24 protein-coding genes are annotated in these 25621 nt (G+C 55.8%); 8 read left to right on the forward strand and 16 right to left on the reverse strand.

Features of this window, described 5'->3' with window-relative positions:
• The first annotated feature begins 27 nt into the window (after positions 1–27).
• On the forward strand, positions 28–993 hold the full coding sequence (locus tag BVC71_RS11325; RefSeq protein ID WP_086451756.1) for a LysR family transcriptional regulator: 966 nt from the start codon (positions 28–30) through the stop codon (positions 991–993).
• Positions 994–1036: 43 nt separating this feature from the next.
• Here BVC71_RS11325 and BVC71_RS11330 read toward each other — a convergent pair whose 3' ends face one another.
• From BVC71_RS11330 to secG, 13 genes are all read right to left on the reverse strand, one after another.
• A complete protein-coding gene (locus BVC71_RS11330) occupies positions 1037–2227 on the reverse strand; it encodes a DegT/DnrJ/EryC1/StrS family aminotransferase (RefSeq protein ID WP_086451757.1) in 1191 nt (396 codons plus the stop codon).
• Between the two features lie 82 nt (positions 2228–2309).
• Positions 2310–3608, reverse strand: a complete 1299-nt coding sequence (locus BVC71_RS11335; RefSeq protein ID WP_338036481.1) for an NAD(P)/FAD-dependent oxidoreductase — start codon at positions 3606–3608, stop codon at positions 2310–2312.
• Complete coding sequence (locus BVC71_RS11340; protein WP_086451759.1) at positions 3608–4969, reverse strand: glutamine synthetase family protein; 1362 nt, start codon at positions 4967–4969, stop codon at positions 3608–3610. Before BVC71_RS11340 ends, BVC71_RS11335 begins: the two co-directional genes overlap by 1 nt.
• The gene (locus BVC71_RS11345; protein WP_086451760.1) at positions 4966–5652 is read right to left on the reverse strand and encodes a type 1 glutamine amidotransferase; all 687 of its coding nucleotides are present in this window, start codon (positions 5650–5652) and stop codon (positions 4966–4968) included. Before BVC71_RS11345 ends, BVC71_RS11340 begins: the two co-directional genes overlap by 4 nt.
• Positions 5653–5656: 4 nt before the next feature.
• On the reverse strand, positions 5657–6991 hold the full coding sequence (locus BVC71_RS11350) for a glutamine synthetase family protein (protein WP_086451761.1): 1335 nt from the start codon (positions 6989–6991) through the stop codon (positions 5657–5659).
• A gap of 162 nt (positions 6992–7153) precedes the next feature.
• The gene (locus BVC71_RS11355) at positions 7154–7960 is read right to left on the reverse strand and encodes an ABC transporter permease (protein WP_086451762.1); all 807 of its coding nucleotides are present in this window, start codon (positions 7958–7960) and stop codon (positions 7154–7156) included.
• Positions 7957–8841 carry an ABC transporter permease gene (locus BVC71_RS11360; RefSeq protein WP_086451853.1) on the reverse strand — a complete coding sequence of 295 codons (885 nt, stop codon included), beginning with the start codon at positions 8839–8841 and terminating at the stop codon, positions 7957–7959. The genes BVC71_RS11355 and BVC71_RS11360 overlap by 4 nt, the downstream gene beginning before the upstream one ends.
• Before the next feature lie 75 nt (positions 8842–8916).
• On the reverse strand, positions 8917–9642 hold the full coding sequence (locus tag BVC71_RS11365; protein ID WP_086451763.1) for a transporter substrate-binding domain-containing protein: 726 nt from the start codon (positions 9640–9642) through the stop codon (positions 8917–8919).
• Between the two features lie 121 nt (positions 9643–9763).
• Positions 9764–10534, reverse strand: coding sequence for an ABC transporter ATP-binding protein (locus BVC71_RS11370; RefSeq protein ID WP_086451764.1), 771 nt, complete (start codon positions 10532–10534; stop codon positions 9764–9766).
• A 135-nt stretch (positions 10535–10669) separates the two neighbouring features.
• Positions 10670–11107: a tellurite resistance TerB family protein gene (locus tag BVC71_RS11375; RefSeq protein WP_086451765.1), complete on the reverse strand. Its 438-nt coding sequence runs from the start codon at positions 11105–11107 to the stop codon at positions 10670–10672.
• Between the two features lie 42 nt (positions 11108–11149).
• Entirely contained in the window at positions 11150–11932 is a 783-nt protein-coding gene (gene rlmJ, locus BVC71_RS11380; protein ID WP_086451766.1) for a 23S rRNA (adenine(2030)-N(6))-methyltransferase RlmJ, read from the reverse strand.
• 44 nt (positions 11933–11976) lie between these two features.
• Positions 11977–13620, reverse strand: a complete 1644-nt coding sequence (locus BVC71_RS11385; protein ID WP_086451767.1) for a CTP synthase — start codon at positions 13618–13620, stop codon at positions 11977–11979.
• Between the two features lie 171 nt (positions 13621–13791).
• Complete coding sequence (secG, locus tag BVC71_RS11390) at positions 13792–14136, reverse strand: preprotein translocase subunit SecG (protein WP_086451768.1); 345 nt, start codon at positions 14134–14136, stop codon at positions 13792–13794.
• Between the two features lie 134 nt (positions 14137–14270).
• Here secG and BVC71_RS11395 point away from each other — a divergent pair, with 134 nt between their 5' ends.
• The 4 genes from BVC71_RS11395 to BVC71_RS11410 all read left to right on the forward strand — a co-directional run bounded on the left by BVC71_RS11395 (position 14271) and on the right by BVC71_RS11410 (position 18357).
• Positions 14271–14831, forward strand: coding sequence for a GNAT family N-acetyltransferase (locus tag BVC71_RS11395; protein ID WP_165767764.1), 561 nt, complete (start codon positions 14271–14273; stop codon positions 14829–14831).
• A gap of 113 nt (positions 14832–14944) precedes the next feature.
• Positions 14945–16240, forward strand: a complete 1296-nt coding sequence (locus BVC71_RS11400; protein ID WP_086451770.1) for an adenylosuccinate synthase — start codon at positions 14945–14947, stop codon at positions 16238–16240.
• Positions 16240–16464, forward strand: a complete 225-nt coding sequence (locus tag BVC71_RS11405) for a DUF2842 domain-containing protein (RefSeq protein WP_086451771.1) — start codon at positions 16240–16242, stop codon at positions 16462–16464. Before BVC71_RS11400 ends, BVC71_RS11405 begins: the two co-directional genes overlap by 1 nt.
• A 246-nt stretch (positions 16465–16710) precedes the next feature.
• A complete protein-coding gene (locus tag BVC71_RS11410) occupies positions 16711–18357 on the forward strand; it encodes a BCCT family transporter (RefSeq protein WP_086451854.1) in 1647 nt (548 codons plus the stop codon).
• A gap of 78 nt (positions 18358–18435) precedes the next feature.
• Here BVC71_RS11410 and BVC71_RS11415 read toward each other — a convergent pair whose 3' ends face one another.
• On the reverse strand, positions 18436–20334 hold the full coding sequence (locus BVC71_RS11415) for a hypothetical protein (RefSeq protein WP_086451772.1): 1899 nt from the start codon (positions 20332–20334) through the stop codon (positions 18436–18438).
• Between the two features lie 150 nt (positions 20335–20484).
• Between BVC71_RS11415 and BVC71_RS11420 the strand changes: the two genes are divergently transcribed.
• Positions 20485–21129, forward strand: a complete 645-nt coding sequence (locus tag BVC71_RS11420) for a thiamine diphosphokinase (protein ID WP_086451773.1) — start codon at positions 20485–20487, stop codon at positions 21127–21129.
• On the opposite strand, the gene BVC71_RS11425 is transcribed toward BVC71_RS11420, so the two are convergent.
• Both BVC71_RS11425 and BVC71_RS11430 read right to left on the reverse strand, forming a co-directional pair.
• Entirely contained in the window at positions 21126–22499 is a 1374-nt protein-coding gene (locus BVC71_RS11425) for an L-serine ammonia-lyase (protein ID WP_086451774.1), read from the reverse strand. The two genes, BVC71_RS11420 and BVC71_RS11425, sit on opposite strands and share 4 nt — an antisense overlap.
• Positions 22499–23173, reverse strand: a complete 675-nt coding sequence (locus BVC71_RS11430; protein ID WP_086451775.1) for a glutathione S-transferase family protein — start codon at positions 23171–23173, stop codon at positions 22499–22501. The genes BVC71_RS11425 and BVC71_RS11430 overlap by 1 nt, the downstream gene beginning before the upstream one ends.
• Positions 23174–23328: 155 nt before the next feature.
• On the opposite strand from BVC71_RS11430, the gene rpiA reads away from it, so the two are divergent.
• Positions 23329–24117 (forward strand): ribose-5-phosphate isomerase RpiA, encoded by a 789-nt coding sequence (rpiA, locus tag BVC71_RS11435; protein ID WP_086451776.1) that lies wholly within the window; start codon positions 23329–23331, stop codon positions 24115–24117.
• Positions 24118–24206: 89 nt separating this feature from the next.
• On the forward strand, positions 24207–25562 hold the full coding sequence (gene gor, locus BVC71_RS11440; protein WP_086451777.1) for a glutathione-disulfide reductase: 1356 nt from the start codon (positions 24207–24209) through the stop codon (positions 25560–25562).
• Positions 25563–25621: the final 59 nt, after the last annotated feature.

The following is a 25621-nucleotide window of genomic DNA, read 5'->3' on the forward strand; positions in this document are numbered from 1 at the left end:
TCTACACCTGTGAAAGGACGATCAGGTATGGCGGCGACGGCTGGACGTATCACGTTATGGGGTGTCGAGGTTTTTGTAGCGACCGCAGAAGAGGCATCAATCTCTGCGGCAGCGCGGCGATTGGGCGCGTCGGCTGCGACTGTTAGTCAGCAACTGACCAATCTGGAAACGAATATTGGCGCGACGCTGCTGAACCGCAGCGAACGCCCAATTACAAAAACCGCGGCTGGCGAAATGTTTCTGCGCCGTGCCTATGCCATTTTGAACGAAGCCGATCAGGCCCGATTGGAATTGGCGACCGCCGATATGGGGCTAACACGTTTGCGGCTGGGCATGATCGAAGATTTCGAAACAGACGTCACGCCGCGATTGTTGGCTGGAATGGGGGATATGCTGAAATCCTGCCAGTTCTTGCTGGAAACTGGCGCATCCCATCGTTTGCACGACTTGTTAGAGGCACGCGCGTTAGACGTGATCGTTGCAGCAGATGTGGGGCCGCCAGCCGAAGGGATCGAACATTTCCCACTGATGGAAGAACCGTTCATTATCGCAGCGCCGAAAGGCATGATTGATCCGTCCACGATCAAATCGGATTTGCGGAAAATTCCGATGATCCAGTACACAACGCGCCACCACATGGGGCAGGTCATCGCGACCCATCTGGCACGCGAAGATTTCACGCTGTCTCATCGGTTTGAACTGGATAGTTATCACGCGATTATGGCGATGGTCGCGAACGGGGCTGGATGGACGATCCTGACGCCATTGGGATGGCTGCGTGCGCAGCGTTTCCGCGATGCGGTAGATGTTTTCCCGCTGCCTTTCGCTCCATTAACGCGGCGCATTTCGCTGTGCGCGCGGCGTGGTGCATTGGGGGAAAAACCAGCAGAGATCGCGATCCATTTGCGCGGGCTATTGCGCGCATCTATCGAACAACCCGTCGCTGATCTATTGCCATGTCTGCAAGAGCAGTTGTCCGTTCTAAATAAATAACGCCGCCCAATAGGCGGCGTTACAAATTCAGAATCTGCGTAATTTATTCGGCAGCAACACCTGCCGAATTTTCCATAACTTCGGCTGCGGCAGCGGTTAGGGCGCCCGCAACGATGTCGCATTCTTCTAACGTTAGGCGCGCCGGCAAACGTACATCACAGGCGTTCATGAGCATTTCGCGTGTCTGCGGCAATTCAGGAACATCGCCGATAAATTGCCAGTTCCAATAGGCGCGTGCATTGTCTTGGCTACGGCCAAAGACCTGAACCTTGATCCCGCGTTTTGCGGCGGCGTCTACGAATGCTTTGACAGAATTGTCGCCCATCCCAACCAGATTGAACTGGATCGAGTCTGGTGCGCGTTCTTCTGGAGCCAGCTTTTCAGGGACTTGGATCCAGTTGGATTGGTTCAATTGATCGGCAACGTGATCATGGTTGCGGCGACCATCGGTGATGCGGCGTTCAATTTCGGGGATCTGCGCACGGATCAACGCAGCGGATAGATTGTTCAGACGCACGTTGTACAGAGGCAGTTTGTTTTGCCAGCGTTCGAATGCTGCCTGCAAACCCATGTTTTTCTTCCACATGTGTTCATAGGCGCCGGACATGATCACAGCACGGGCGATCAGGTCGTCATCATCGGTGATCAAAATGCCGCCTTCGCCTGAATTCAGCATCTTATAGCTTTGGAAACTAAAGCAACCGATCTGGCCCAATGTGCCGATCTTTTTGCCGTGCCATTTGGTGCCTAGGCTGTGCGCTGCATCTTCGACAACTGGGATGCCAGCTTCATCACAGGCTTCCATGATGGCGTCCATGTCGCTGGTGTGACCGCGCATGTGCGAAATGATTACCGCCTGAACACCTGGGAGTTTGGCGCGGAAATCATCCATGTCGATGCGATAGTTGTCGCTGCATTCGCACAGGACAGGCACGCAGTCGGCGTGAACGATCGACGATGGAACAGCTGCAAAGGTGAACGCTGGGATCATAACGCGGCTATCGCGCGGCAGGCCCAACGCCTTGAGCGAAATAAACAGTGCCGCCGAACAAGACGACACAGCCAGCGCGTATTTTGCGCCCATATGTGCCGCGAATTCTTGTTCCAACAACTGGGCAGGGGACCCTTCGTTTGTGTAGCGGAACAAATCGCCAGTCTCTAACAGACGTTTGACTTCGTCCATCGCCGAGGCAGGGATTGATTCAGCGTCGTATACGTTTGGTGGTAGGGTCATTTTAGGTTTCCCGAAAACTGCTTTCGGAAACGCCTAACATATTTTGTATGACAAATCTATGAATGCGTTAACCATTTAGCAATTAAATGCCGATCCGGTCCCGCAGCGAAAACCACGCCATTGCCAGTGGCAGCATAGCGCTTTTTCCATAGGGGCCTAATGGCATCGGCCATTGGGGAAAGGACGATAGGGTTTCGAACCGGCTTGCTTGTCCTGCGACCGCTTCGGCCATGACGCGGCCAGCTAGGCCCGCCAGTGCAACGCCGTGTCCAGAATAGCCGCCTGCTGACAAGACATTAGGCGCGATGCGGCGCACAACAGGCAAACGGTTGACCGAAATGCCCAAGGTGCCGCCCCATACGTGTCTGAACGGCACATGGGCGATTTGCGGGAACATTTCCCCCATGCGTTTGTGCAATGCACTGCCCATATCCGCAGGGAACTTGAGTGAATAATTTGCGCGGCCCCCAAACAGCAAACGCCCGTCATGTGTCATGCGAAAATAGTTCACGACATTTGAAGAATCGCAGACGGCGATATCATCACGAATAACCGCAGCTTGATCGCCCAACGGCTCGGTCGCGCCGATGAAACTGTTCACAGGCATGACGCGCGCATCGTTCGCGCGCGCAAGTCCGCGTATGTAACCGTTTCCTGCTAGAATTACATGATTAGCCGTCAGGACAGATTGCGGCGTGGTCAGCTTGACCTTAGCGCCATGTTCAATCGCGGTAACCGGGGTGGTTTCGGATATCTGTGCACCCAGCGCCTCGGCCCGATAGGCGAGTGCGATGACATATCGCAGCGGATGCACATGACCCGCACGCATATTCAGTGTGCCGCCCTGATACAGGTTTGTTTTGACTAGATCGCGGAACGCGTCCCGATCCAAAACTGTCGTACGGTGGTCTGGATAGTGTTTATCCATATGGTCGATCAGCCGGCGTTCGTCGTCCAGATCGTCGGCTGAAATATCCCCATGCGCGATGCCATTTTTGAACATCGCATCAGGGGCGTGGTCGGCGCAAAAACCTGCGACCATATCGGTCGCTTCATGAGCCAGCGCCCATAACGATTGAGCCGTCTCGCGCCCCAATCGTTTTTCGATCCAGAGTTGAGATTTGTTGAAATCGCTGCCCACCTGACCGCCGTTACGCCCAGACGCGCCCCAGCCCGCGCGGTGTGCGTCGACCACCGCCACAGACAGGCCCAGTTCGCGCAGGGTGATTGCAGCATTTAGTCCTGTGAACCCCGCGCCAACAATCGCAACGTCAACGGACGTGTCCTGTTCCAGCGCCGCGCGGGGCCCTGGTAGGTCGGTGGTTGCCGCGTACCACGATTTGGGAAATTCCCCGACGGCGTCGTTGCGGTACAGCGGCATCAGACGTTCAGCAGCAGGTGTTCACGTTCCCAAGGAGAGATCACTTGCAGGAACTCTTCGTATTCCGACCGTTTGACGATGGAATATACGCGGGCGAATTCTGGTCCTAGCACTTCGTGCAGTGCGGTTGCTTCGTCGAATATTTCCAACGCCTCGCCCATAACGCGGGGCAGATCGTTTTCACTGTCCTCGTAGGCGTCGCCTTTGAATGACGGGCCTGCACGGTGTTCTTCCATCAGGCCCAGATAGCCACAGGCCAGCGATGCGGCGATGCCCAGATAGGGGTTGCAATCCATGCCCGCCAAACGGTTTTCGACGCGGCGTGATTGCGGACCAGACAGCGGCACGCGAATGCCCGTCGTGCGGTTGTCGCGACCCCAATTCAGGTTAATCGGCGCTGCGTGATCGCGCACGTAACGGCGATAGCTGTTCACATATGGCGCAAGCACGGCGATGGCTGGCGGCAGATATTTCTGCATACCGCCGATAAAATGGTAGAACGCATCGGTTTCCCCACCCTGCGGTCCAGAGAATATATTTTCGCCCGTTTCGATATCCATCACCGAATGGTGGATGTGCATCGCGCTGCCGGGTTCGTCCGCAATCGGTTTCGCCATAAAGGTCGCGAAACAGTTGTGGCGAATGGCGGCTTCGCGGATCAGGCGTTTGAAATAGAACACTTCGTCCGCCAGTTTCACGGGGTCGCCGTGGCGAAGGTTGATTTCCAACTGGCCTGCGCCGCCTTCTTGGGTGATGCCATCGATCTCAAACCCTTGGGCTTCGGCGAAATCGTAGATGTCATCAATCACAGGGCCGAATTCATCGACCGCCGTCATGGAATAGGCCTGACGCGCCGCCGCCGGACGGCCCGAACGGCCCATCATCGGTTCGATCGATTTGGCAGGGTCCAGATTGCGTGCAACCAGATAGAATTCCATCTCTGGCGCGACCACGGGTTCCCAGCCCTGTTTGCGATACAGTTCAACCACGCGTTTCAGGATGTTGCGTGGCGCAAATTCGATCGGTTTGCCTTTGCGGTCATAGGCGTCGTGGATCACCTGTAATGTCCAGTCACCTGTCCATGGTGCGGCGGACGCCGTTTCCATATCTGGTTTCAGGATCATATCGCGTTCGATGAATCCGTCGTCCCCTGCGGCTTCGCCCCATTCGCCAGTGATTGTCTGGTAAAAGATGCTGTCGGGCAGGTGGAAATATTCCTGTTTCGCGAATTTCGATGCTGGCACCGCTTTGCCGCGGGCAATGCCGGGCATGTCAGAGATGATGCATTCCACCTCGTCCAGACGATGATCGCCTAGGTATTCATGCACAGCTTCGGGGAGTTTGGATAACCAGTCGGTCATGCCGTCCTGTCTTTCTTTTTGAAAAATGCGCCAATGCGGCGGGCCAAGACACCGTTATCGGTGGGGCGGTTCAAATTATCTAGGGCGACCTTTAGCTGATCATCAGGCACAACGCCCGGACCGCGAGTCGTCGCAAGGCCGTGGATGAAATCGGGGCCGAATTCGGGGTGCGGCTGAACGGTGAAAACGCGGTCGCCGTAGACCAAGGCTGCGTTTTCGCAGAATGGCGAACTACCAACGGTTTCGGCATCGGCGGGTTTTTCAACCACCTGATCCTGATGCCAAGCGTTCAGCGCGATCTTTTCGCCGCCGAAATCATATTCGGTGCGGCCCACGGACCAACCGTTTTTGAATTTTTCGACCTTGCCGCCCAATGCTTGGGCAATGATCTGGTGGCCGAAACAAATGCCGACTTGCGGAATATCCGCAGCATAGGCGGCGCGGATGAAATCCTCTAGCGGGGGGATGAAAGGATGATCTTCGTAGGCGCCGTGGCGCGACCCTGTGATCAGCCAGCCGTCCGCGTCATTCACGCTATCGGGGAATTCCATATCGACGACGTTGTAGGTTTCGAACGTGAAATCCTGTCCACCCAATAGGCGGCGGAACAGCGCGTCATAGTCGCCTGTTTCATGAATGATGCTGTCAGGCGCGTGGCCGGTTTGCAAAATGCCGATTTTCATGGGGTCACACGGTATCCAGATATAGGTCCAGCTTTTCCTGTTCGGATAGCTCGCCCAAGTAATGAAGCTCTTGGCGTTTGGTTGCCACCAAATTGTCGATCAACTGACGTGGAAAAATGCGTTCCGTCATAAAGCTGTTTTCGAAACGGTCGATAGCTTGGGCCCACGTGTCGGGGATCTGCGCCATTTCCTGTTCGTATGCGTTGCCCGAAATCGGGGGCGGGGGGACCAATTGGTCTTCGATGCCTGTCAGGGCCGACCCCAGTACGGCCGCAAGGAACAGATACGGGTTCACATCGCCGCCAGCAACGCGGTGTTCGATGCGGCGCGCCTTTAGGCTGCCGCCAGGGACGCGGATCGATGCGGTGCGATTTTCATAGGCCCAGCAGATGCCCGTTGGCGCATGGCTTTCGGGAACCAGACGGGCATAGCTGTTTTCGTGCGGCGCAAAGATAAGCGCCATATCAGGAATGCCGCGCAGGCAGCCCGCGATGGCATGGCGCAGCATGTCGGTTCCTTCGAAGGTGTCATTGGCAAAGACGTTGTTGCCGTCTGTGTCCTGTACCGAAAAATGGACGTGTAGGCCGTTCCCTGCGTAATCTTCGTAGGGTTTTGCCATGAATGACGCCGCCATGCCGTGTTTGCGGGCCAAGCCGCGTACCAGCATTTTGAACAGATATGCGTCATCGGCGGCCTTTAGGGCGTCTTCGATATGGCAAAGGTTGATTTCGAACTGGCCGATGCCGACCTCGGAAGTCGCGGCTTCGGTATCGATGTCCATGGCGTCACAGGCATCATACAGGTCGTTGAAAAAGTTATCGAACGCATCCAGCGCCCGCAGGGACAGAATTTCACCGCCCATGCGGCGTTTGCCTGAACGGGGGCTTTTTGGTTGTTGGATTTCTTTGCCGCTGTCATCGACCAGATAGAATTCCATCTCGAACGCAACGACGGGTTTCAGGCCCATTTCGTCATAGCGTTTGACGACTCGAGCCAGCGCGTGACGCGGATCGCCATCGAATGGCACGCCGTCTTCGGTGAACATCCACAGGGGCAGCAGCGCCGATGGGCTGTCCAGCCACGGCATCGGAACATAACCGCGTTCGGTGGGATACAGAATGCCGTCGGGGTCGCCGACTTCGAACACCAGTGGGCTGTCTTCGACGTCTTCGCCCCAGATGTCCAAATTCAGCGCGGACTGAGGAAACCGCATGCCGTCTTTTTCGATTTTTCGGGCAAAACGAACAGGTACGCGTTTGCCGCGCGGTTGCCCGTTTAGATCAGCCGCGCCTGCACGGATGCTGCGGATATGTGTGTTTTCGTCCAGCCAACTGCTCATTCATCACCTGTTTTGCAGGCCATAGGCAGTCAAAGCGGCGCGTGAATGCGCAGAGTGAACCATGCCCTTGGCCCAAAATATTCCGATCCAAATTTTCTGAAACCAGGCCTGTAGCGACCGCGAATGCGGGATGGGCCAAATAATTTGATCAAAAATTTTATACTACCGGATCAAATTCAAACGCAAGCGTAATTTGCCGCGATTTTGCTGGGGCAGGTGACGGTTTAGGCGTGCGTTCACCAAACCGAAAATTCCGATCACAATCAGGGTCAGAATGATGAAATAACAGGCAAGGATTGGATAAGGCACGAAGGGGTTAAATGTTTTGTCCGCGAAATAGTTCGCGTAATACAGCGCATCGCCCATCTGCCCGCGCGACGGAAAGCCCGAGAAAAACACCAGCGTCGTTGCGTGAAACAGAAAGATAGCCTCGTTCGTGTAGCTGGGCCACGCAAGGCGCATCATGGTCGGGAATGTGATGCGGCGGAATCGTTTCCATCCCGTCATGCCGTATGCGTCGGCGGCCTCAATGTCACCCTTGGGGATCGACATTAGCGCGCCATAGAAAATCTCTGCCGAATAGGCGGCGGTGTTCAGGAACAGAACGATCACCGCACCCAGCCACGCCGCCGTCAGCCCGCCCAGCGCAGGAACCGCACCTTTGAGCGATACAAAGGCGAAATAAGCGAAAAAGAATTGGATGAACAACGGCGATCCGCGGAACACGAAAATGAACCATTCCGCGGGTTTGCGGATTAACGGGTTTGCAGACGCTTTGGCAACGGCCGTACCCACCGCCAAAAAGAAACCCGCCAGCAGTGCAACCGTGCCGAAATACACGTTCCAGATCATGCCCGAACCGATCAGAACGACCTGTTTGCAGATCGTGAAATCATCACGTGGCAACAACCGTTCACCAAAGCCCAAGCTGCGCAGGCCGTAATCAGAAATAACGTCCCAACAGGTCATGCGGCTGCCTTTCTTTGGGCTTCGCCAGCGGCGGTGGCCTGACCCAAAGTCAGGCGGCGGTTGATACGGTCCAGAACGATTTCAGACAGTTTGGTAAAGCACAGGTAAAACACCAGCAGAGCGAGGAAATACCACATGCGCCAATCGCCGTGCGGATAGTCGGTGAATTTCGGCGTCTTGGTCGCGCCCAGATCACGGGCCCAGTAAACGATGTCCTCGATCCCCAGTAGGAACAACAAAGGGGTCGCTTTGATCAGGACCATCCATAGGTTCGACAGACCGGGCAGGGCATAGACCCACATTTGCGGCACCATGATACGCCAGAACGTTTGGCGTTCGGTCATGCCATAGGCTTCGCCCGTTTCGATCTGCGCACGCGGGACGGCGCGCATTGCGCCGGTCAGCACGTTGGCCGCAAAGGCACCGAACACGATGGAAAACGTCAGAACAGCAAGGAAAAACGCATAAGTATCGTGAACCCACGCAGCAGCATTGCCCAAGGGTAGTTTTGCCTCAGTACAGACGACGAAATCATTGCCCTGACGAATTGGGTCGGTCCAGTCGGGGCATTTCACCTCGTGCCGGATCCATTCGAACAGCTGGTCTAATGCGATGACAAAAAATAGGAAGAATGCGATGTCAGGGACGCCGCGGACGATGGCGGTATAGCCTTTGCCGATCCACGATACAGGCGCGATGCGTGACCGCGCGGCCGTCGCTCCAGCAAACCCGAATGCCAAAGCGGTGGGCGCGGTGATGGCCAGCAGCAATAGCACGGTGCCAAAGGACCAATACATGCTGATGTGTTTGCCTGTGGTCAGATAGCACGACAGCCATTTGAGGCCTTCGATTGTGCTGGGATCGGAACAATAGCTAAAAATGGTCGCCCCCATCGGGTCTTGTGCGAAACGGGGCGGAATGATCCGCCCCGTTCGTTTTGGTCAGTTAACCGGCGGTTAGAACAGTTCGCCGATTTCCCATTCTTCGATCAGTGCGTTCAGCGAACCGTCGGCTTTCATCGACTGGATCGCAGCGGTGAATTTGTCGCGCAGTTCGGTGTCCGACTGACGGATACCCATGCCAACGCCGCCACCGATCAGAACGTTTTCGCCGGTGAATGCCAGATCGGCCTCTGCTTCGGCGAGTGGGGCCAGATATGCGCGGTCAGCCAGAACTGCGTCTGCTTCGCCTGCGCGAACGGCGGCTACGGATTCTTCTGGTGTTGCGAATTCCAGAACAGTCATGCCTTCGCCAGCGGCATAGGACGCCTGAATGGTCGCTGCCTGTGCTGCGATCACAGCGGACGACAGATCAACGTCAGCGTCCGCCAGTGCCAGATAGGCAGATGGATCAGGCTGGGTGTAGTTTTCGGTGAAATCGATCACTTCTAGGCGTTCGTCGGTGATCGACATGCCCGCGATGATCGCGTCATAGTTGCCCGAAACCAGGTTAGGGATGATCGAATCCCAGTCGTTGGTGACCCATTCACAGGTCAGTTCAGCGCGTGCGCACAGCTCGTCGCCCAGTGCGCGTTCGAAACCGTCAACTTCGCCAGCGTCGTTGATAAAGTTGTACGGAGGGTAAGCGCCTTCTGTGCCCAGACGGACAACGGAATGGCCTTCGGCCAGCGCAGCGCCGGCGGTCAGCGCGGTGATCGCGGTGCCTAGAATTAGTTTTTTCATCGTTTTCTCCCGAAATTGGTGACCCCGCTAGGGTCATAGAATCGCCTGATTGGTTCAGGCTTGGGGTTTGTGAGCGTATCGTGACAAAATTGACCTGTTGGTCAATCGATTTCACGAACCGCTAGTGAACAGAGTGCGACAGGAATTGCTGCAAACGTTCGGACTTGGGTGCGCCGAATACCTGATCGGGCGATCCTTGTTCTTCGATCAGGCCCTGATGCAGAAATACGACATGATCGGATATATCGCGCGCCATGCGCATGTCATGGGTCACGATCATCATTGTGCGGCCTTCGGCGGCTAGGCCTTTGATAACCTTTACAACTTCTTGTTCTAATTCTGGGTCCAGCGCGGATGTGGGTTCGTCGAACAACAGGGCCTCAGGCTCCATGCACAGGGCGCGGGCAATTGCGGCGCGTTGCTGTTGGCCGCCGGACATTTGCGCCGGATAGACATCGCATTTGTCGCCGATGCCGACCTTAGCCAGATATTCGCGAGCTTTGGCTTCGGTTTCGGATTTATCGCGGCCCAGAACGGTGATCGGGGCCTCCATCACGTTTTCCAAAATGGTCATGTGGGACCACAGATTGAACTGCTGAAACACCATCGACAGGTTCGTGCGGATGCGCAGTAGTTGTTTCTGGTTCGCAGGACGGCGGTTCAGACCGCTGCCTTTCCATTCAACGGGTTCACCAGAAAACAGAATGTCGCCTTTCTGGCTGTCCTCTAACAGGTTGGCACAGCGCAGCAGCGTGGATTTACCCGATCCTGACGACCCGATCAGCGAAATCACCTGACCTTTTTCGGCAGAGATACTGACACCTTTCAGAACCTCCAACTGCCCATAAGCTTTGTGAAGGTCGCGGATTTCGATAACAGGAGTGTTTGACACGTCAGTTAGGCCCAGTCTGTTTAGTCAGGTAATAGGCCTAAAATCGCCGCCCGATGCAACGGGTTGGCGGGGAAAATGATCAAAAAATTTGACGATTTGTTCAAATATTAAGCGAGCGGAGCGATATCATGCAGCTTAGGATTGAGAAAGTTCGATCCTGATACGGTTGCTGTCCTGATCCGTCAGACCCAGCAATGGGGCGACCATGCGCATCAACGCGTCTTCGTTTTGGTCGCGATGGCCGTCGGTCATAACAACCTGCCACATGGCGCGAACAATAGCTTCGCGGTCGTCCAGCGAAACGGCATCTTTGATCGCGCGGGTGAAACGGACGGTGTCTGGGGCTTCGGCTTCGATGCCTTCGCATTCTGCGCGCAGTTTGGCGGCTTCGACCACGTTCAGGTCGAAACGGTTGGCCAAAATGCGGTCGATGCGTGCGATCTCTTCTGGTGCGTAATGCCCGTCTGATTTCGCGATCCGAACCAATAATGCCCCAATTGCGCGGCGCGCATCAGTTTCATCCAGAACATCTTTGGTCGGGGCGGTCAGGCGCCGCAGAAAATCAGCAAACATAAGAATGGTATAGGCTGCGATCTGCCGTTGGAAAAGACCCGTTCACGCCAAAGTGCGAAACAGGCGCGACAGGCGATCCGCCTCGGATTGCAGGCCATAGGGCGGATTGACGATGAACATGCCCGACCCGATCATACGGTGTTCTTTGCGGGCAGGGGGGAATGTCACCTCGTGCCGGATGGCATCAGGAAATGCGCCGGATAGTTTCGACATCATCGGTTTGTGGGTGCCATCCCGCAGGATCGGATACCACAGCATCAAAACGCCCACGTTCCATTTGCGGTTCACCTGAATGAACAGATCCGCCATCGTTTTGTAGTCGTCCTTTACCTCATACGGGGGATCTACCAGCAAAACACCTCGGCGCGGTTCGGGTGGCAGGACGGAACGCGCGTAATCAACGCCGTTGCGTTTCACACGGACAGCGCGGCCCGCCATGACCTGATCCAGCGCGGCAAATTCCTGCGGGTGCAGTTCGGCCAGCAACAGATTGTCCATATCGCGCAGCGCGTTTGCGGCGACCAAAGGCGATCCAGGGTAGGCGTTTTTGCCGTGTTCCGCGCGAACGGTTTTCAGAACGCGGGCATAGGGGTGATCGGGGGCAAACCATTTGGCGTTTTCAGCAACCGAAATCCCTGCGGCGGCTTCACCCGTTTTCAGGGATTCAAAAGATTCCAGATCGTACAAACCGCGCCCTGCGTGGGTTTCCACATAGGTGATCGGTTTGTCCTTGCGGGTCATGTAATCCAGAACCCACGCCAGTAGCGCGTGTTTTTGCACGTCGGCCAAATTGCCCGCGTGATAGGCGTGTTGATAGCTAAGCATCCCGATCCCCAAAACAAAGCGGCGCCCGCAGGCGCCGCAATCGATTATACCAAACGCGAGGTTTCAACCGCCGCGCGGACGAAATCCGCGAACAGTGGGTGCGGTTCGAACGGTTTGGATTTCAGTTCTGGGTGGAACTGAACGCCGATGAACCATGGATGGTCTTTCCATTCCACGATTTCAGGCAAACGACCGTCTGGCGACATACCCGAGAAACACAGGCCAGCCGCCTCTAGCTGTTCGCGGTATTTGCCGTCGACTTCGTAACGGTGACGGTGGCGTTCTTCGATTTCGGTGCTGCCGTAAACGTTCGCAACGCGCGAACCCGACATCAGTGCCGCATCATAAGCGCCCAAACGCATGGTGCCGCCTTTGTCGTCGCTTTCTTTGCGTTTCACGGTGTGGTTGCCCTGAATCCATTCTTTCAGGTGGTACACAACAGGTTCGAAACGTTTCTGGCCTGCTTCGTGATCGAATTCTTCGGAACCTGCTTTGGCGATGCCAGCGACGTTACGCGCGGCTTCGATAACGGCCATTTGCATACCTAGACAGATGCCTAGATACGGGATTTTCTTTTCGCGCGCGAATTGAGCCGCTTTGATTTTACCTTCGGTGCCGCGTTCGCCGAAACCGCCAGGAACCAGAATCGCGTGATAGCCAGACAGGTGTTCGCCAACGTCTTCGCGGTCGAAATCTTCGGCGTCGACCCAGTTTACGTTCACTTTGACACGGTTTGCCATGCCGCCGTGAACCAAAGCCTCTTTGATCGATTTGTAGGCGTCTTCTAGCTGGATGTACTTGCCGACGATCGCGATGTTCACTTCGCCATCGGTGTTGTGAATGCGGTCCTGAACGTCCAGCCAACGATCCAGATTTGGTTTTGGTGCAGGTGCGATGCCGAAACAATCCAGAACGGCCTGATCCAATCCTTGATCATGGTAGGCTAGCGGCGCTTCGTAGATCGATTTCAGATCGTAGGCGGCCACAACGTGTTCTTTGCGCACGTTACAGAACAGAGCGATCTTTTCCCGTTCGCGTTCTGGGATTTCCTGTTCGGAACGGCAGACTAGGACGTCAGGTGCCAGACCGATGGATTGCAGTTCCTTGACCGAATGCTGCGTCGGTTTGGTTTTCAATTCGCCCGAAGCCGCCAGATAAGGCAGCAGCGTCAGGTGCATCAAAATGCATTCGCCGCGTGGTTTTTCGTGAGTGAACTGACGGATCGCTTCGAAGAAGGGTAGGCCTTCGATGTCGCCAACGGTGCCGCCGATTTCACACAGCATGAAATCAACTTCATCTTCGCCGATACGTATAAAGTCTTTGATTTCGTTGGTGACGTGCGGAACCACCTGAATGGTTTTGCCCAGATAATCGCCGCGGCGTTCTTTTTCCAAAACGTTGGAATAGATGCGGCCCGACGAAATAGAATCGCTGTTGCGTGCAGGAACGCCGGTGAAACGTTCGTAGTGACCAAGGTCTAGGTCGGTTTCCGCGCCATCGTCTGTCACGAAAACTTCGCCATGTTCAAACGGGGACATCGTACCTGGATCGACGTTCAGATACGGATCCAATTTGCGCAGACGGACAGAATATCCACGCGCTTGCAGCAACGATCCCAGCGCAGCAGAGGCCAGGCCTTTGCCCAGCGACGATACCACACCACCAGTAATGAAAATGAATCGCGCCATCGGCAGGCAACCCCCGTGAGTTTGGTCAGTCTACAAAGAAAAAAGCGTTTCAGATAGCAGCACCCAAAACGCATCATCACGGGGTTTAAGTATAACCGGATTCGCCCCGCGAACGCAACCGGATACGCAAGATGGTGTTGGGGCAAATGCCCCATCGCCTATACGTTGTGATTAGTTGTCCAGCGAAGGTGGCGGCAGAAGGTCGCCGCCAAGACCAGGAACTTCTGGTGTTGCATCTTCTTCGGCAGCAGGAGGCAGCAGGTCAGTTGTGTCTAGTGCGGACGACACGCCGGCCTCTTGTTTCGCGATGATGGTCAGCGCCAGCGACGTGATGATGAACGCGATCGCCAGACCCCAGGTCACTTTGCCCAGTGCTGTTGCAGCGCCGCGTGCGGATACCGCACCGTTGCCGCCGCCCGACATGCCCAGACCTCCGCCATCGGATTTCTGCATCAGAACGACGCCAATCAGCGCCAGTGCAAGGATCATGTGGATGACTAGGACAATGCTTTCCATCGGGCTCTTCTCTGCCTTTTATGAACGGTGGGTGTCTAAAAGGTCATAGGGCTGCCCGCAACCCCCTTTACCAGATGTGGGCCATGTTTTTCCTGCGGCTTGTACCTAGGCCGCTGGTCGTTCAAAAGCAGGGCATGACGAATTCCTACAATATACGTACCACCGTTGCGTCCGACGCCGCTGCCATCGCCGAAGTTCAGGTCGCTAGCTGGCAGTCCAGTTATAAAGGTATCGTTCCTGATCCTTTGATCGAACAGCTGACGATCCAAAATCGGACCCAAGCGTGGGAACGGATTATTCCAGCACTGGCAGAAAACGGGCAGGGCGAAGTATTCGTCTGGACGTTGGATAATCGAATCGTCGGATTTGCCAGCATGGGCCCACAGCGCGAAACCGAATTGCGCGATATGGGATATGTGGCAGAGGTCACAGCTATATACATCGTCGATGCAGCAAAACGCCGTGGGGGTGGCCGCGCGTTGATGGCGGCCTGTGCCGGAGCGGCGGTTGCGCGCGGCCATAGACAGATGTCGGTGTGGGTATTGACCGAAAATTGGGGCGGGCGTGGGTTCTATGAATCCATCGGCGGACAGGAATTGATCCAGCGCGAATCCGAAGATCGCACCGCACCAATCGACGAAACTGCCTATGGCTGGACGGATTTGCAGGCGCTGATCGCGAATAATCCACAGTAAATCGCGGCCCAAGGCGCGTCTGTTACGAAAACATGACAGTTTGCGGTTTCCTGCCCGCGCATGGGTCGCTATACGGGCGCGGGTTTTACGCCAGAAATCGAGGAGACTCAGATATGGCCAACGTTGTTGTCGTCGGCGCCCAGTGGGGTGACGAAGGTAAAGGCAAGATTGTAGACTGGTTGTCGGAGCGCGCAGACGTCATCGCGCGTTTCCAAGGCGGTCACAACGCGGGCCATACGCTCGTTATTGATGGTAAAGTATATAAGCTGCATGTGCTGCCTTCGGGTGTTGTGCGCGGCGGCAAGCTGTCGGTGATCGGCAACGGTGTGGTTCTGGATCCTTGGCATCTGGTCAAAGAGATCGCCACCGTGCGCGAACAGGGCGTCGATATTTCCAAGGAAACGCTGATGATCGCGGAAAACACGCCGCTGATCCTGCCGATCCACGGCGAACTGGACCGTGCCCGCGAAGAGGCCGCGTCCAAAGGTACCAAAATCGGCACCACCGGCCGCGGTATTGGTCCATGCTACGAAGACAAAGTCGGTCGCCGCGCGATCCGCGTTGCTGACCTAGCTGACCCTGCTACCTTAGAGGCTCGCGTTGATCGCGCGCTGCAGCACCACAACCCGCTGCGCAAAGGTCTGGGTATGCCAGAGGTCAACCGCGAAGAGCTGATCGCGCAACTGGCAGAGATCGCGCCTCAGGTTCTGGAATTCGCGGCACCGGTTTGGAAAGTTCTGAACGAAAAGCGCAAAGCCGGTAAACGCATCCTGTTCGAAGGTGCGCAAGGCGCGCTACTGGACATCGATTTCGGTACCTATCCGTTCGTAACCTCGTCCAACGTGATTGCAGGTCAGGCGGCAACGGGTGTTGGAATCGGCCCAGGTTCGATTGATTATGTTCTGGGTATTGTCAAAGCCTACACCACTCGCGTTGGCGAAGGTCCGTTCCCGACCGAACTGGACGACGCTGATGGCGAACGTCTGGGCACCCGTGGCCACGAATTCGGCACCACCACTGGCCGTAAACGCCGCTGTGGTTGGTTTGACGCGGCTTTGGTTCGTCAGACCTGCGCGACGTCGGGCATCACTGGTATTTCGCTGACCAAACTAGACGTTCTGGACGGTTTCGAGACGCTGAAAATCTGTGTCGGTTATGAACTGGATGGCGAACGTCTGGATTACTTGCCAACGGCTGCGGATCAGCAGGCGCGTTGCAAACCGATCTACGAAGAAATGGACGGCTGGTCGGAATCGACCGAAGGCGCCCGTTCGTGGAACGACCTGCCAGCAGCGGCAATCAAATACGTTAAACGCGTAGAAGAGTTGATCGAGTGCCCAGTTGCACTACTTTCCACCTCGCCCGAGCGTGACGATACAATTTTGGTAACAGACCCTTTTGCTGACTGATGACCTATAAGACGCGAAAACGACTGGCTTTGCTTATCCTCGTTGTGGGTATGCCTGCCTATGTCGTATTTGCTGTCACGGTTATGTCGAACATAGACCGGCTGCCTAAATGGTTAGAGCTGCCGGTCTACATCGCCCTTGGCGTCGTATGGATTTTGCCATTCCGCTGGGTGTTTTTGGGGATCGGACAAGAAGATCCCGATGCGAATTCAGACGATTCGTAAGAAAAATTCACAAATAATTTGATCAAAAATAGACGCGCCCTAGATGGGTTCGTCATGGGTAATCTGCGCACGTTTTCGTGATGTGTGACGGATTTATGTCGGTGTTTGGGGATACAGTGTCTGTATCAGCCGATGGGATTACCCTGCGCCCGCTACGCTGTTCTGGCGTATAGGCGCTGCGATTGGGGCTATGCGCTGCAATTTTGCAAAAATCAAAAACGAGGAAAAGAGGAAGGGGGACTGCCGATGGCAGACGACGAACTCAATCCCGGGATCCCTGCGCCCGAAGGCAATGCAGGTCTGATCGATACCGATTACGAGGTTGGTCAGGATAATATTGAAAAGCGAATTGCCGGTTTTGGGATGGATATCCACAATCCGGTTTTTGCTATTTCGGCGATCGCGGTCGTCGCATTTGTATTTTACACACTGGCGCTGCCCGATCAGGCAGGCGCCGCGTTTAGCTGGATGTTTGCCAAAGTCACCAAGGGCTTTGATTGGTTCTTCCTTGGTGCGGCGAACGTGTTTGTTCTGTTTTGTTTGGCGCTAATCGTTTTGCCCGTGGGCAAAGTCCGTCTGGGCGGAACCGAGGCAACGCCGGACTATTCCTATGCTGGTTGGTTCGCGATGTTGTTCGCGGCGGGCATGGGTATTGGCCTGATGTTCTATGGCGTGTCTGAACCGCTGTCGCATTTCGCATCGTCGCTGGCTGGCACCAGCGTAGGCGAAGACGGCGTTCGCACCGACTGGGCGCCGTTGGGTGCTGCGGGCGGTAACGAAGAACAAGCCATCCGTCTGGCTATGGCGGCAACCATTTTCCACTGGGGTCTGCACCCTTGGGCGATTTACGCGGTTGTTGCACTGGCGCTGGCTCTGTTCAGTTATAACAAAGGTCTGCCTCTGACGCTGCGGTCTGCGTTCTATCCGATCTTGGGCGAACGCGTTTGGGGCTGGCCCGGTCACGTGATCGATATTCTGGCTGTATTTGCGACCCTGTTCGGTCTGGCAACATCGCTGGGTTTCGGCGCGACACAAGCTAACGCAGGTCTGAACGAATTGTTTGGCGTACCAGTTGGGCCAACCACAGAAGTCATCCTGATTTCGTCCATCACAGCCATCGCGCTGGTATCGGTTGTTCGTGGTCTGGATGGCGGCGTTAAAGTACTGTCGGAAATTAACATGGGTCTAGCGCTGTTGTTGTTGCTGTTCGTGCTGATCGCAGGCCCGACCTTGGCAATCCTGACCGGCTTTGCCGACAATCTGGGTGCGTATCTGCAATATCTGCCTGCTTTGTCGAACCCAGTTGGCCGCGAGGACGTGAACTTTAGCCAAGGTTGGACATCGTTCTATTGGGCGTGGTGGATCAGCTGGTCACCATTCGTGGGTATGTTTATCGCGCGTGTTAGCCGTGGCCGTACCGTCCGCGAATTCGTGATATGTGTTCTGCTGATCCCATCGTTGGTTTGCGTTTTGTGGATGTCGGTATTCGGCGGTGTGGCAATCGAACAGATGCTGCGTGATGGATACACGGCAGCTGTTGATGCAAGCCTAGAATTGAAGCTGTTCAAAATGCTGGACGCGCTACCGCTGACGCAGATTACCTCGATCGTTGGTATCGTGTTGGTCATCGTGTTCTTTGTCACGTCTTCGGATTCGGGATCGTTGGTCATTGATACGATCACCGCAGGCGGCAAAGTCGATGCGCCGCTGCCGCAGCGCGTGTTCTGGTGCGTGTTCGAAGGCGCAGTTGCCATTGTTCTGCTGTTGTCGGCTGGGGGATTGGGATCGCTCCAGTCGATGGTCATTTCGACAGGTTTGCCATTCACCGTGGTTCTGTTGGTGATGTGTTGGGCGATCTATCGCGGACTACAGTCCGAACGCCGCGCAAAATAATCAGTGCCGGTTATAAAAAGGAAAAAGGCGGAGCATTGCTCCGCCTTTTGCTGTTTTTGTTTGATTGGCGCTGGCCGATCAGGCGCGGCGCAATTCTGGACGGAACCGCGTTTGGTTCGACACTTGGAACCGGCCGTTGCGGACCTTGGAAATGCGGCCTTCGCGCAAGAGCGTGCCGAAAACGCGTAAACCGTCTTCGCGGTTAAAGTCGTCTTCGTAGATTTCACGCACTTTTTTCATCACCTGTGGGCGCGAGAAATCCTCTAGGCCTTCGACAAAGGACGTATACGCGGCAGCAGCTTCGAGAAGTTCTGGCAGGCTGTGAGCACCCATGCCTTCGGCGAAATCGGCAAAGCTTTGTGCGTTTTGTGCCGCGGGTGTCGCAGCCAATTCGGCAGAAGCGATACGGCGCGGACGAACCGGCGCAGCAGGTTCCGCGGGCTTTGTTGGTGCGACGTCGATGCGTTGCGATGCGACCAGTTTCAAAGGCGCGGGACGGGGACGTTCAGTGCGGCCAGTAGGCGCCGCACGACGCGGCTGTACCGGTTCACCTTTCGGAGCGTCGTCACGGACAACTTTGGAAAGGTCGTCGCGAAATCGGGTCTTTTCTTCTTCCGCCTTTTCCTGTTCGTCGTCGCCCATGCGGCGTGCCGCTTCGGTTGCTGCAACAGCTGCCTTTAGGTGGCTCAGGTTGTTGCGGCGCTGGTTGGTTTCTGGCGCGCTGAGGTGTTCGTCTGTACGGTCCATCAAACGCGAGACATCTTGGTCATGCGACAGACCATTCAGCACATCGCGACCTGGTTTTTCAGCGCGTTCGGTCGGGGTTTGTTCGACGACTGGTTCGTCGTCGTCCAGAATGTCCTCTAGATCGAAATCATCATCCAACGAAAATGCGTTTTCGTTGGTGTCTTCGGTTTCGATTTCATCCGAATCTTCGTCTAGGTCAGCCAGATCAGCCAGAAGTTCGGCTTCTTCCTCGTCTGAAAGGGTGCTTTCAACCGCGTCGAATTCATCCAAACCATCAAGGTCTGCTACGTCTTCGACTTTGTCTTGAACCTGTTCTGGTTCTTCGGCTTTGGCTTCTGGCTTTGGCTCTTCGATTTCTTCGATGTGGCCTTGTTTGACCGCATCTGCAATTTGCGAACGTTTCGCGCGGATCACGCGGATGGTGCGTGGCGCAGGACGCGGTGCGGTTTCTTCGGCGGCTTCAACCTTTGGTTCCGCTGGCGTTTCCGGTTCAGAAGGTTCGACAGCTTCGTCCGATTGATCCAGAACCGACGACACATCAATTTCGTCCGCTTCGGCCTCTGCGACAGCTTGCTTGGGTTCGGTCGGCAGTTCGATTTCTGCTGTGACCGGTTCGTCGTCGATGATGTCGGCAGCGTCCAGAACAGCGCCTAGATCGAAGTCGTCGCTGACGTCATTTGCATGCGCATCTTCGATGAAATCCGCTGTGGGTTCTTCGTCAGTTTTGCCAACGACCGCGCGAATACGCTGCAGTTTTGCCGCGACGCTGTCAGTTGGCGCTGCGGGTGCAGGGGCAACGGGTTCTGCGACGGGTGGTGGCATGACAGGATCGGCAGGTGCTGTTTCTGCAACAACTTCGGGCTCTGGCGTTTCGGCCAGTTCTGGTTCTGCGGGCTGTGACTGTTCGGCTTTTGCCTGCGGCGCTGGTTCGACCTGCGTTTCTGGCGTTTCCAAACCACGTTCAGCCGCTATTGCGGCAGCAGGGCGCAGAACAATGCCCGACGATTCCATGTGCGCCTCTACACGGCGCGCAATTTCTTTCTCAGCGATGCGTGCAAGCATCTCTGCGTCTGGTGTCGGGGGTTCCGCCCCGAAGTACCGGTCGTCTGCGGCCAAATCACGGAAATATTCCGCAATCGCCTTCATCGTATCAAAGGATTCATCGAACCCCTCAAGTGTACACGAGAAGGTGCCGTAGCCGACGGTTAAAATCTTGCTCGATCCAACCATATCAACAATCGCTCACTTTCTTACTCGGTCTGACTTTGAGTCATTGTCCCTTATTGGTTCGCAATCCGGAACGAAAACAGGTTATGGACGGTATTATTTCGTGACCCTTTTGGGGCATGTTCTGCCATATTGCCACATTTCGGGGACAAGATGCACATCTTTGAACATCAACAACCAGTGACTTTGGTTGGCGGCGCTGACTGCGACATCGCCCTTATTCACAAGGCTTTGAGGATGGCGCCTGTTTGCATTGCTGCTGATGGCGGGGCAGGGCGCGCGATGGATGCAGGTGTTAGGCCAACGCGCGTTATCGGCGACATGGACAGCCTGTCGCCCGATTTGGTCACAATTCTGTCCGATGTGATCGAATCTGTTTCGGAACAGGAAACGACCGATTTTGAAAAATGCTTGATGCGGGTGCGCAGCCCCAAGGTTTTGGCGGTCGGTTTTATGGGCGGGCGCATTGATCACCAATTGGCGGTGTTGAATGTGATGGCGCGCTATGCGGATCGCAAATTGGTCATGCTTAGTGATGATGACGTGGCGATGATGGTGCCAGAGGGCGGTATTACTGTGGATATGACGGCGGGCAGTCGTTTTGCGATCATGCCATTGGCCGAAGCCCGCGTTTGGTCCAACGGACTGCGGTGGAATTTGGATGGGCAGGTTATGGCACCAACGGGCCTGATCAGTAGCTCTAACGAAGCGACGGGCCCCGTGACTGTCCGCGCAGAGGGTCCGGTTTTAATGGCCGCCCCTGCGCAGGCCCTCGCCGCGTTTTGGGACGCGATCTAACAGTTCGGCACGTTCACGGCTAAACCGCCCAGCGACGTTTCTTTGTATTTGGCGTTCATGTCTTCGCCCGTTTGGCGCATCGTTTCGATTGCGGCGTCCAGTGGCACCAGATGGGTGCCATCCCCGCGCAGGGCCAATGACGCGGCAGAGACCGCCTTGATCGCGCCCAGACCGTTGCGTTCGATGCAGGGCACCTGAACCAATCCTCGCACGGGATCGCAGGTCATGCCCAGATGGTGTTCTAACGCTATTTCTGCAGCATTTTCGATTTGTTCGGGTGTTCCGCCTAGAACGGCGGCCAGACCAGCGGCAGCCATGGCGGATGCGCTGCCGACCTCTGCCTGACACCCGCATTCGGCGCCTGAAATGGACGCGTTGTATTTAATCAGGCCCCCGATGGCGGCGGCAGTCAGTAGGAATTCGGGGATTTTATCGGTGGTCGCCCCGCCGATGTGGTCCAGCCAATACCGGATGACCGCAGGCATCACGCCCGCCGCGCCGTTTGTGGGCGCAGTGACAACCTGACCGCCTGCTGCGTTTTCTTCGTTCACGGCCATGGCATAGGTCGCCATCCAGTCATTGATTAGATGCGGCGCGGCAAGGTTCACGCCGCGTTCGGCCTGTAGGGAATCGTGGATCGCCTTGGCCCGCCGTTTGACGTGCAGCCCGCCCGGCAATTCGCCGTCAGTGACCAACCCGCGTTCGATGCAGTTGTTCATGACCTCCCAAATGCGGGTCAGGCCGCGGTCTAGATCGTTGAACCCACGGCGCGACAATTCGTTTTTGCGTTTCATTGCGGCGATGGACAGACCGCTTTCGGCGGCCATGTCCAACATCTGTTTGGCGGTCTGGAATGGAAACGGAACGGCTGGGCCGTCATCAACCGCTTTGCCATTTGCCAATTCTTCGGCGGTTAGGACGAAACCGCCGCCGACGGAATAATAGGTCACCTCGGTCACCACGTCGCCTTGGGCGTCTAGGCCGCGCAGGATCAGGCCGTTCGCATGACCGGGCAGGTTGGGGCCATAGTCGAATTGCAGATCGTTCGCGGGATCGAACGCCAAAACGGGCAGGCCATCAGGCGCTATGTTTTTTTCGGCCTTGATACGCGCCAGTTCGGCCTCGGCCTTGTCGGCGTCGTATTCGTCAGGCGTAAACCCAGCAAGGCCAAGGATCACCGCACGGTCCGACGCATGGCCCACGCCCGTAAATGCAAGCGATCCATGTAGTGACGCACGAACGCCCGCAACATTGAACGGCTGGGCGCGCAGGTGGTCCAGAAACAGACCGCCCGCAACCATCGGGCCCATTGTATGGGACGACGACGGGCCAACGCCCACTTTGAACATATCAAAGACAGATAGAAACATTAGATCGCTACCCCTTCGGGTGGGTTTGGATATTGAGGATTTGAAAAAGGAGTATTGCCTAAACCTTCGGCTTGGGCGGCGCGGATGGCGCTGGGCCGAACGTCCATTATTTCACAAAACGTTTTCAGACGTGGCCAATCATTCAGTTGAAACCACTCTGTATGGCCGACTGGATGCAGTGCCAGCCAACGTAAAATCGGTGCCATATAACACTGCAACACGCTGACTTGGGTCAGTTCCATCTGGCTTTCGGCAATGTCCAGAAGGTCCTTTAGCCGCTCGATATTCTGGTTTCGCAGTTCGTCGGGCGCGGCTTGGCAAAACTTTTCGGGATAGCAGGTCATCCTAAGCGTGAGCTGCAAAGCGTTTGAAATCCAGAACATCCATTTTAGAAAATCGCCGCGCGTTGGGGCATCATGCGCGGGTGCAAGTTTCCCATGTTTGTCCGCAAGCCATAGCAAGATCGCACCGGTTTCAAAGATGACCCCATCCGCGGTTTCCAGCACAGGTATCAAACCGTTCGGGTTTAGGGATAGATAGTTTGACGAACGCTGAGCTTGCGCGGTCCGATCGACCAATACGGTTTCGTAAGGCAGCTCCATTTCCTCTAGTGCGAGCCGCACGCAGAGAGATGCATTATCGGGGGCGTAATAGAGTCGGTATCCAGTCGTCATATTGTGACTGTAGTGGTGATAAATGCAGCGCTCTTTCTGAAACCGACATGGATTCCGTTTTTTCCGCCTTCAGTTGCTTGGATTTTGCGCGGACCCTCTCGCGCTTGCGGGACGAAGTGCCTATAAGTCGGGCAACCATATCTAGGAGCTGCCCGATGCCTATTGATCTGTCGCCTGTCGAAAAGGCGAAATTCGTTTGCGCCAAACGTGCCACCCAATTTGTCGAAAGCGGCATGAAAGTCGGTTTGGGGACCGGTTCGACCGCCAGCTGGTTGGTCAAATGTCTGGGCGAAATGGTCCGCGAAGAAGGCCTGAAAATCAAAGGCGTTCCCACGTCGACCCGCACCGCTGAACTGGCCCGCGAAGTCGGTATCGAAGTCATCACATTGGACGAAGCCAAATGGCTGGACGTCACAATTGACGGCGCCGATGAATTCGATCCGAACCTGAATCTGATCAAAGGCGGCGGCGGCGCGCACCTGCAGGAAAAAATCGTCGCAACAGCGTCTGACCAGATGATCGTGATCACCGACGCGTCGAAATCTGTCGAAACGCTGGGCGCATTCCCTTTGCCGATCGAGGTGATCCCATTCGGTTGGCAGACCACTAAAAACATCGTCGAAGAGGCGCTGGTCGGCATGGACGTTATGGGCCGCGATGTGACCCTGCGCATGAACGGCGATCAGCCTTTCATCTCGGACGAAGGTAACCACATTCTGGATCTGCACCTGAAACGCATCGGCAATGCCCGCCAGATTTCCATGGTGCTGAACCAGATCCCAGGCGTTGTTGAAAACGGTCTGTTCCTAGACATTTGTGATGCGGTCGTAATCGGCTACGGCGATGGCCGAGTTGAGGTGCGCGACATCAACAACGGGTCCGTTGAAGAGGAAAAATACGATTTCCTAGACAACGACAACCTGTTCACAAATATCGCTGATTAAGCGTCTGGCCTGTGCGCTGGGGCAGGTTGACCCTGCCTTGGCGCTGGCCCACATATTCCGCGACAACCTATTAAAACCGGAGAATTTTCATGTCCTTTGACTACGATCTATTTGTAATTGGGGGCGGTTCCGGCGGCGTGCGCGCGGCGCGCGTGGCAGCGGCAACAGGCGCCAAAGTTGCCTTGGCCGAAGAATACCGCATGGGCGGCACCTGCGTGATCCGTGGCTGCGTTCCCAAAAAACTGATGGTTTTCGCATCCGAATTCCCGAACGCAGTGCAGGATGCAGCAGCCTATGGTTGGGACGTGTCGAACGGCGATTTCAACTGGACCGATTTCCGCGGCAAAATGCACGCTGAACTGGACCGGTTAGAAGGTATCTACCGCCGTCTATTGGATGGGTCCGAAGTGACCGCCTATGATGCACGCGCAACGATCAAAGACGCGCACACCGTGACACTGTCCACGGGCGAGGACATCACCGCGAAACATATTCTGGTTGCTGTTGGTGGCCGCCCGACCGTGCCTGATCTGCCGAACGCACATCTGGGCATTACCTCGAACGATATTTTCCTGCTGGATGAACTGCCCAAATCGATCCTGATTATCGGCGGCGGTTATATCGCTTGTGAATTTGCCGGCATCCTGAACGGTCTGGGCGTCGAAGTGACCCAATACTACCGCGGCGAACAAATCCTGCGCGGTTTCGACGGCGAAGCTCGCGGCCTGATCGCCGATCAGATGCGCGAAAAAGGCGTCGATCTGCATTGCGGCACCAACATCGTCGAGATGGAAGAACGCGACGGCAAAATCTGGACCAAAGCGACCAACGGCACCGAACAGACGTTTGACAAAGTGATGTTGGCGACAGGCCGCAGCCCGAACACTGACGGTTTGGGTCTGGAAAACGCGGGCGTCGAAATGGGCCGCTATGGTCAGATCATTGTTGACGAATATAACCAGACAAACATCCCATCGATATATGCTGTAGGTGACGTGACTGACCGCGTTCAGCTAACGCCAGTTGCGATCCGCGAGGCGATGGCCTTCGTTGAAACCGTGTTCAAAGGCAACCCAACGCCTGTCGACCACGACCTGATCCCGTCTGCTGTGTTCACTCAACCTGAATTCGGCACCGTCGGCCTAAGCGAAGAGGACGCCCGCGAAATCGAACCGATCGAGGTTTATTCGACCTCGTTCCGCCCAATGCAGACTTTGTTCGCGGGCCGTGATGATCGCGTGATGATGAAATTGATCGTGTCCCAAGAAACCCGCAAGGTTTTGGGATGTCATATCGTCGCGCCGCAAGCAGGCGAAATGATCCAAATGGTCGGTATCGCAGTAAAAATGGGTGCAACCAAAGAAGACTTTGATCGCGTCTGCGCGGTGCACCCCACGATGGCCGAAGAACTGGTTACGATGAAATCTCCGGTGCGGACGTCTTGAAATACTAGGCAAACTGCCCAAATCTGAACGAAAGCCCCCAGGGGAGGGGGCGCAACACA

The sequence above is a fragment of the Marivivens niveibacter genome (assembly GCF_002150005.2).
Taxonomy (GTDB): Bacteria; Pseudomonadota; Alphaproteobacteria; order Rhodobacterales; family Rhodobacteraceae; genus Marivivens; species Marivivens niveibacter.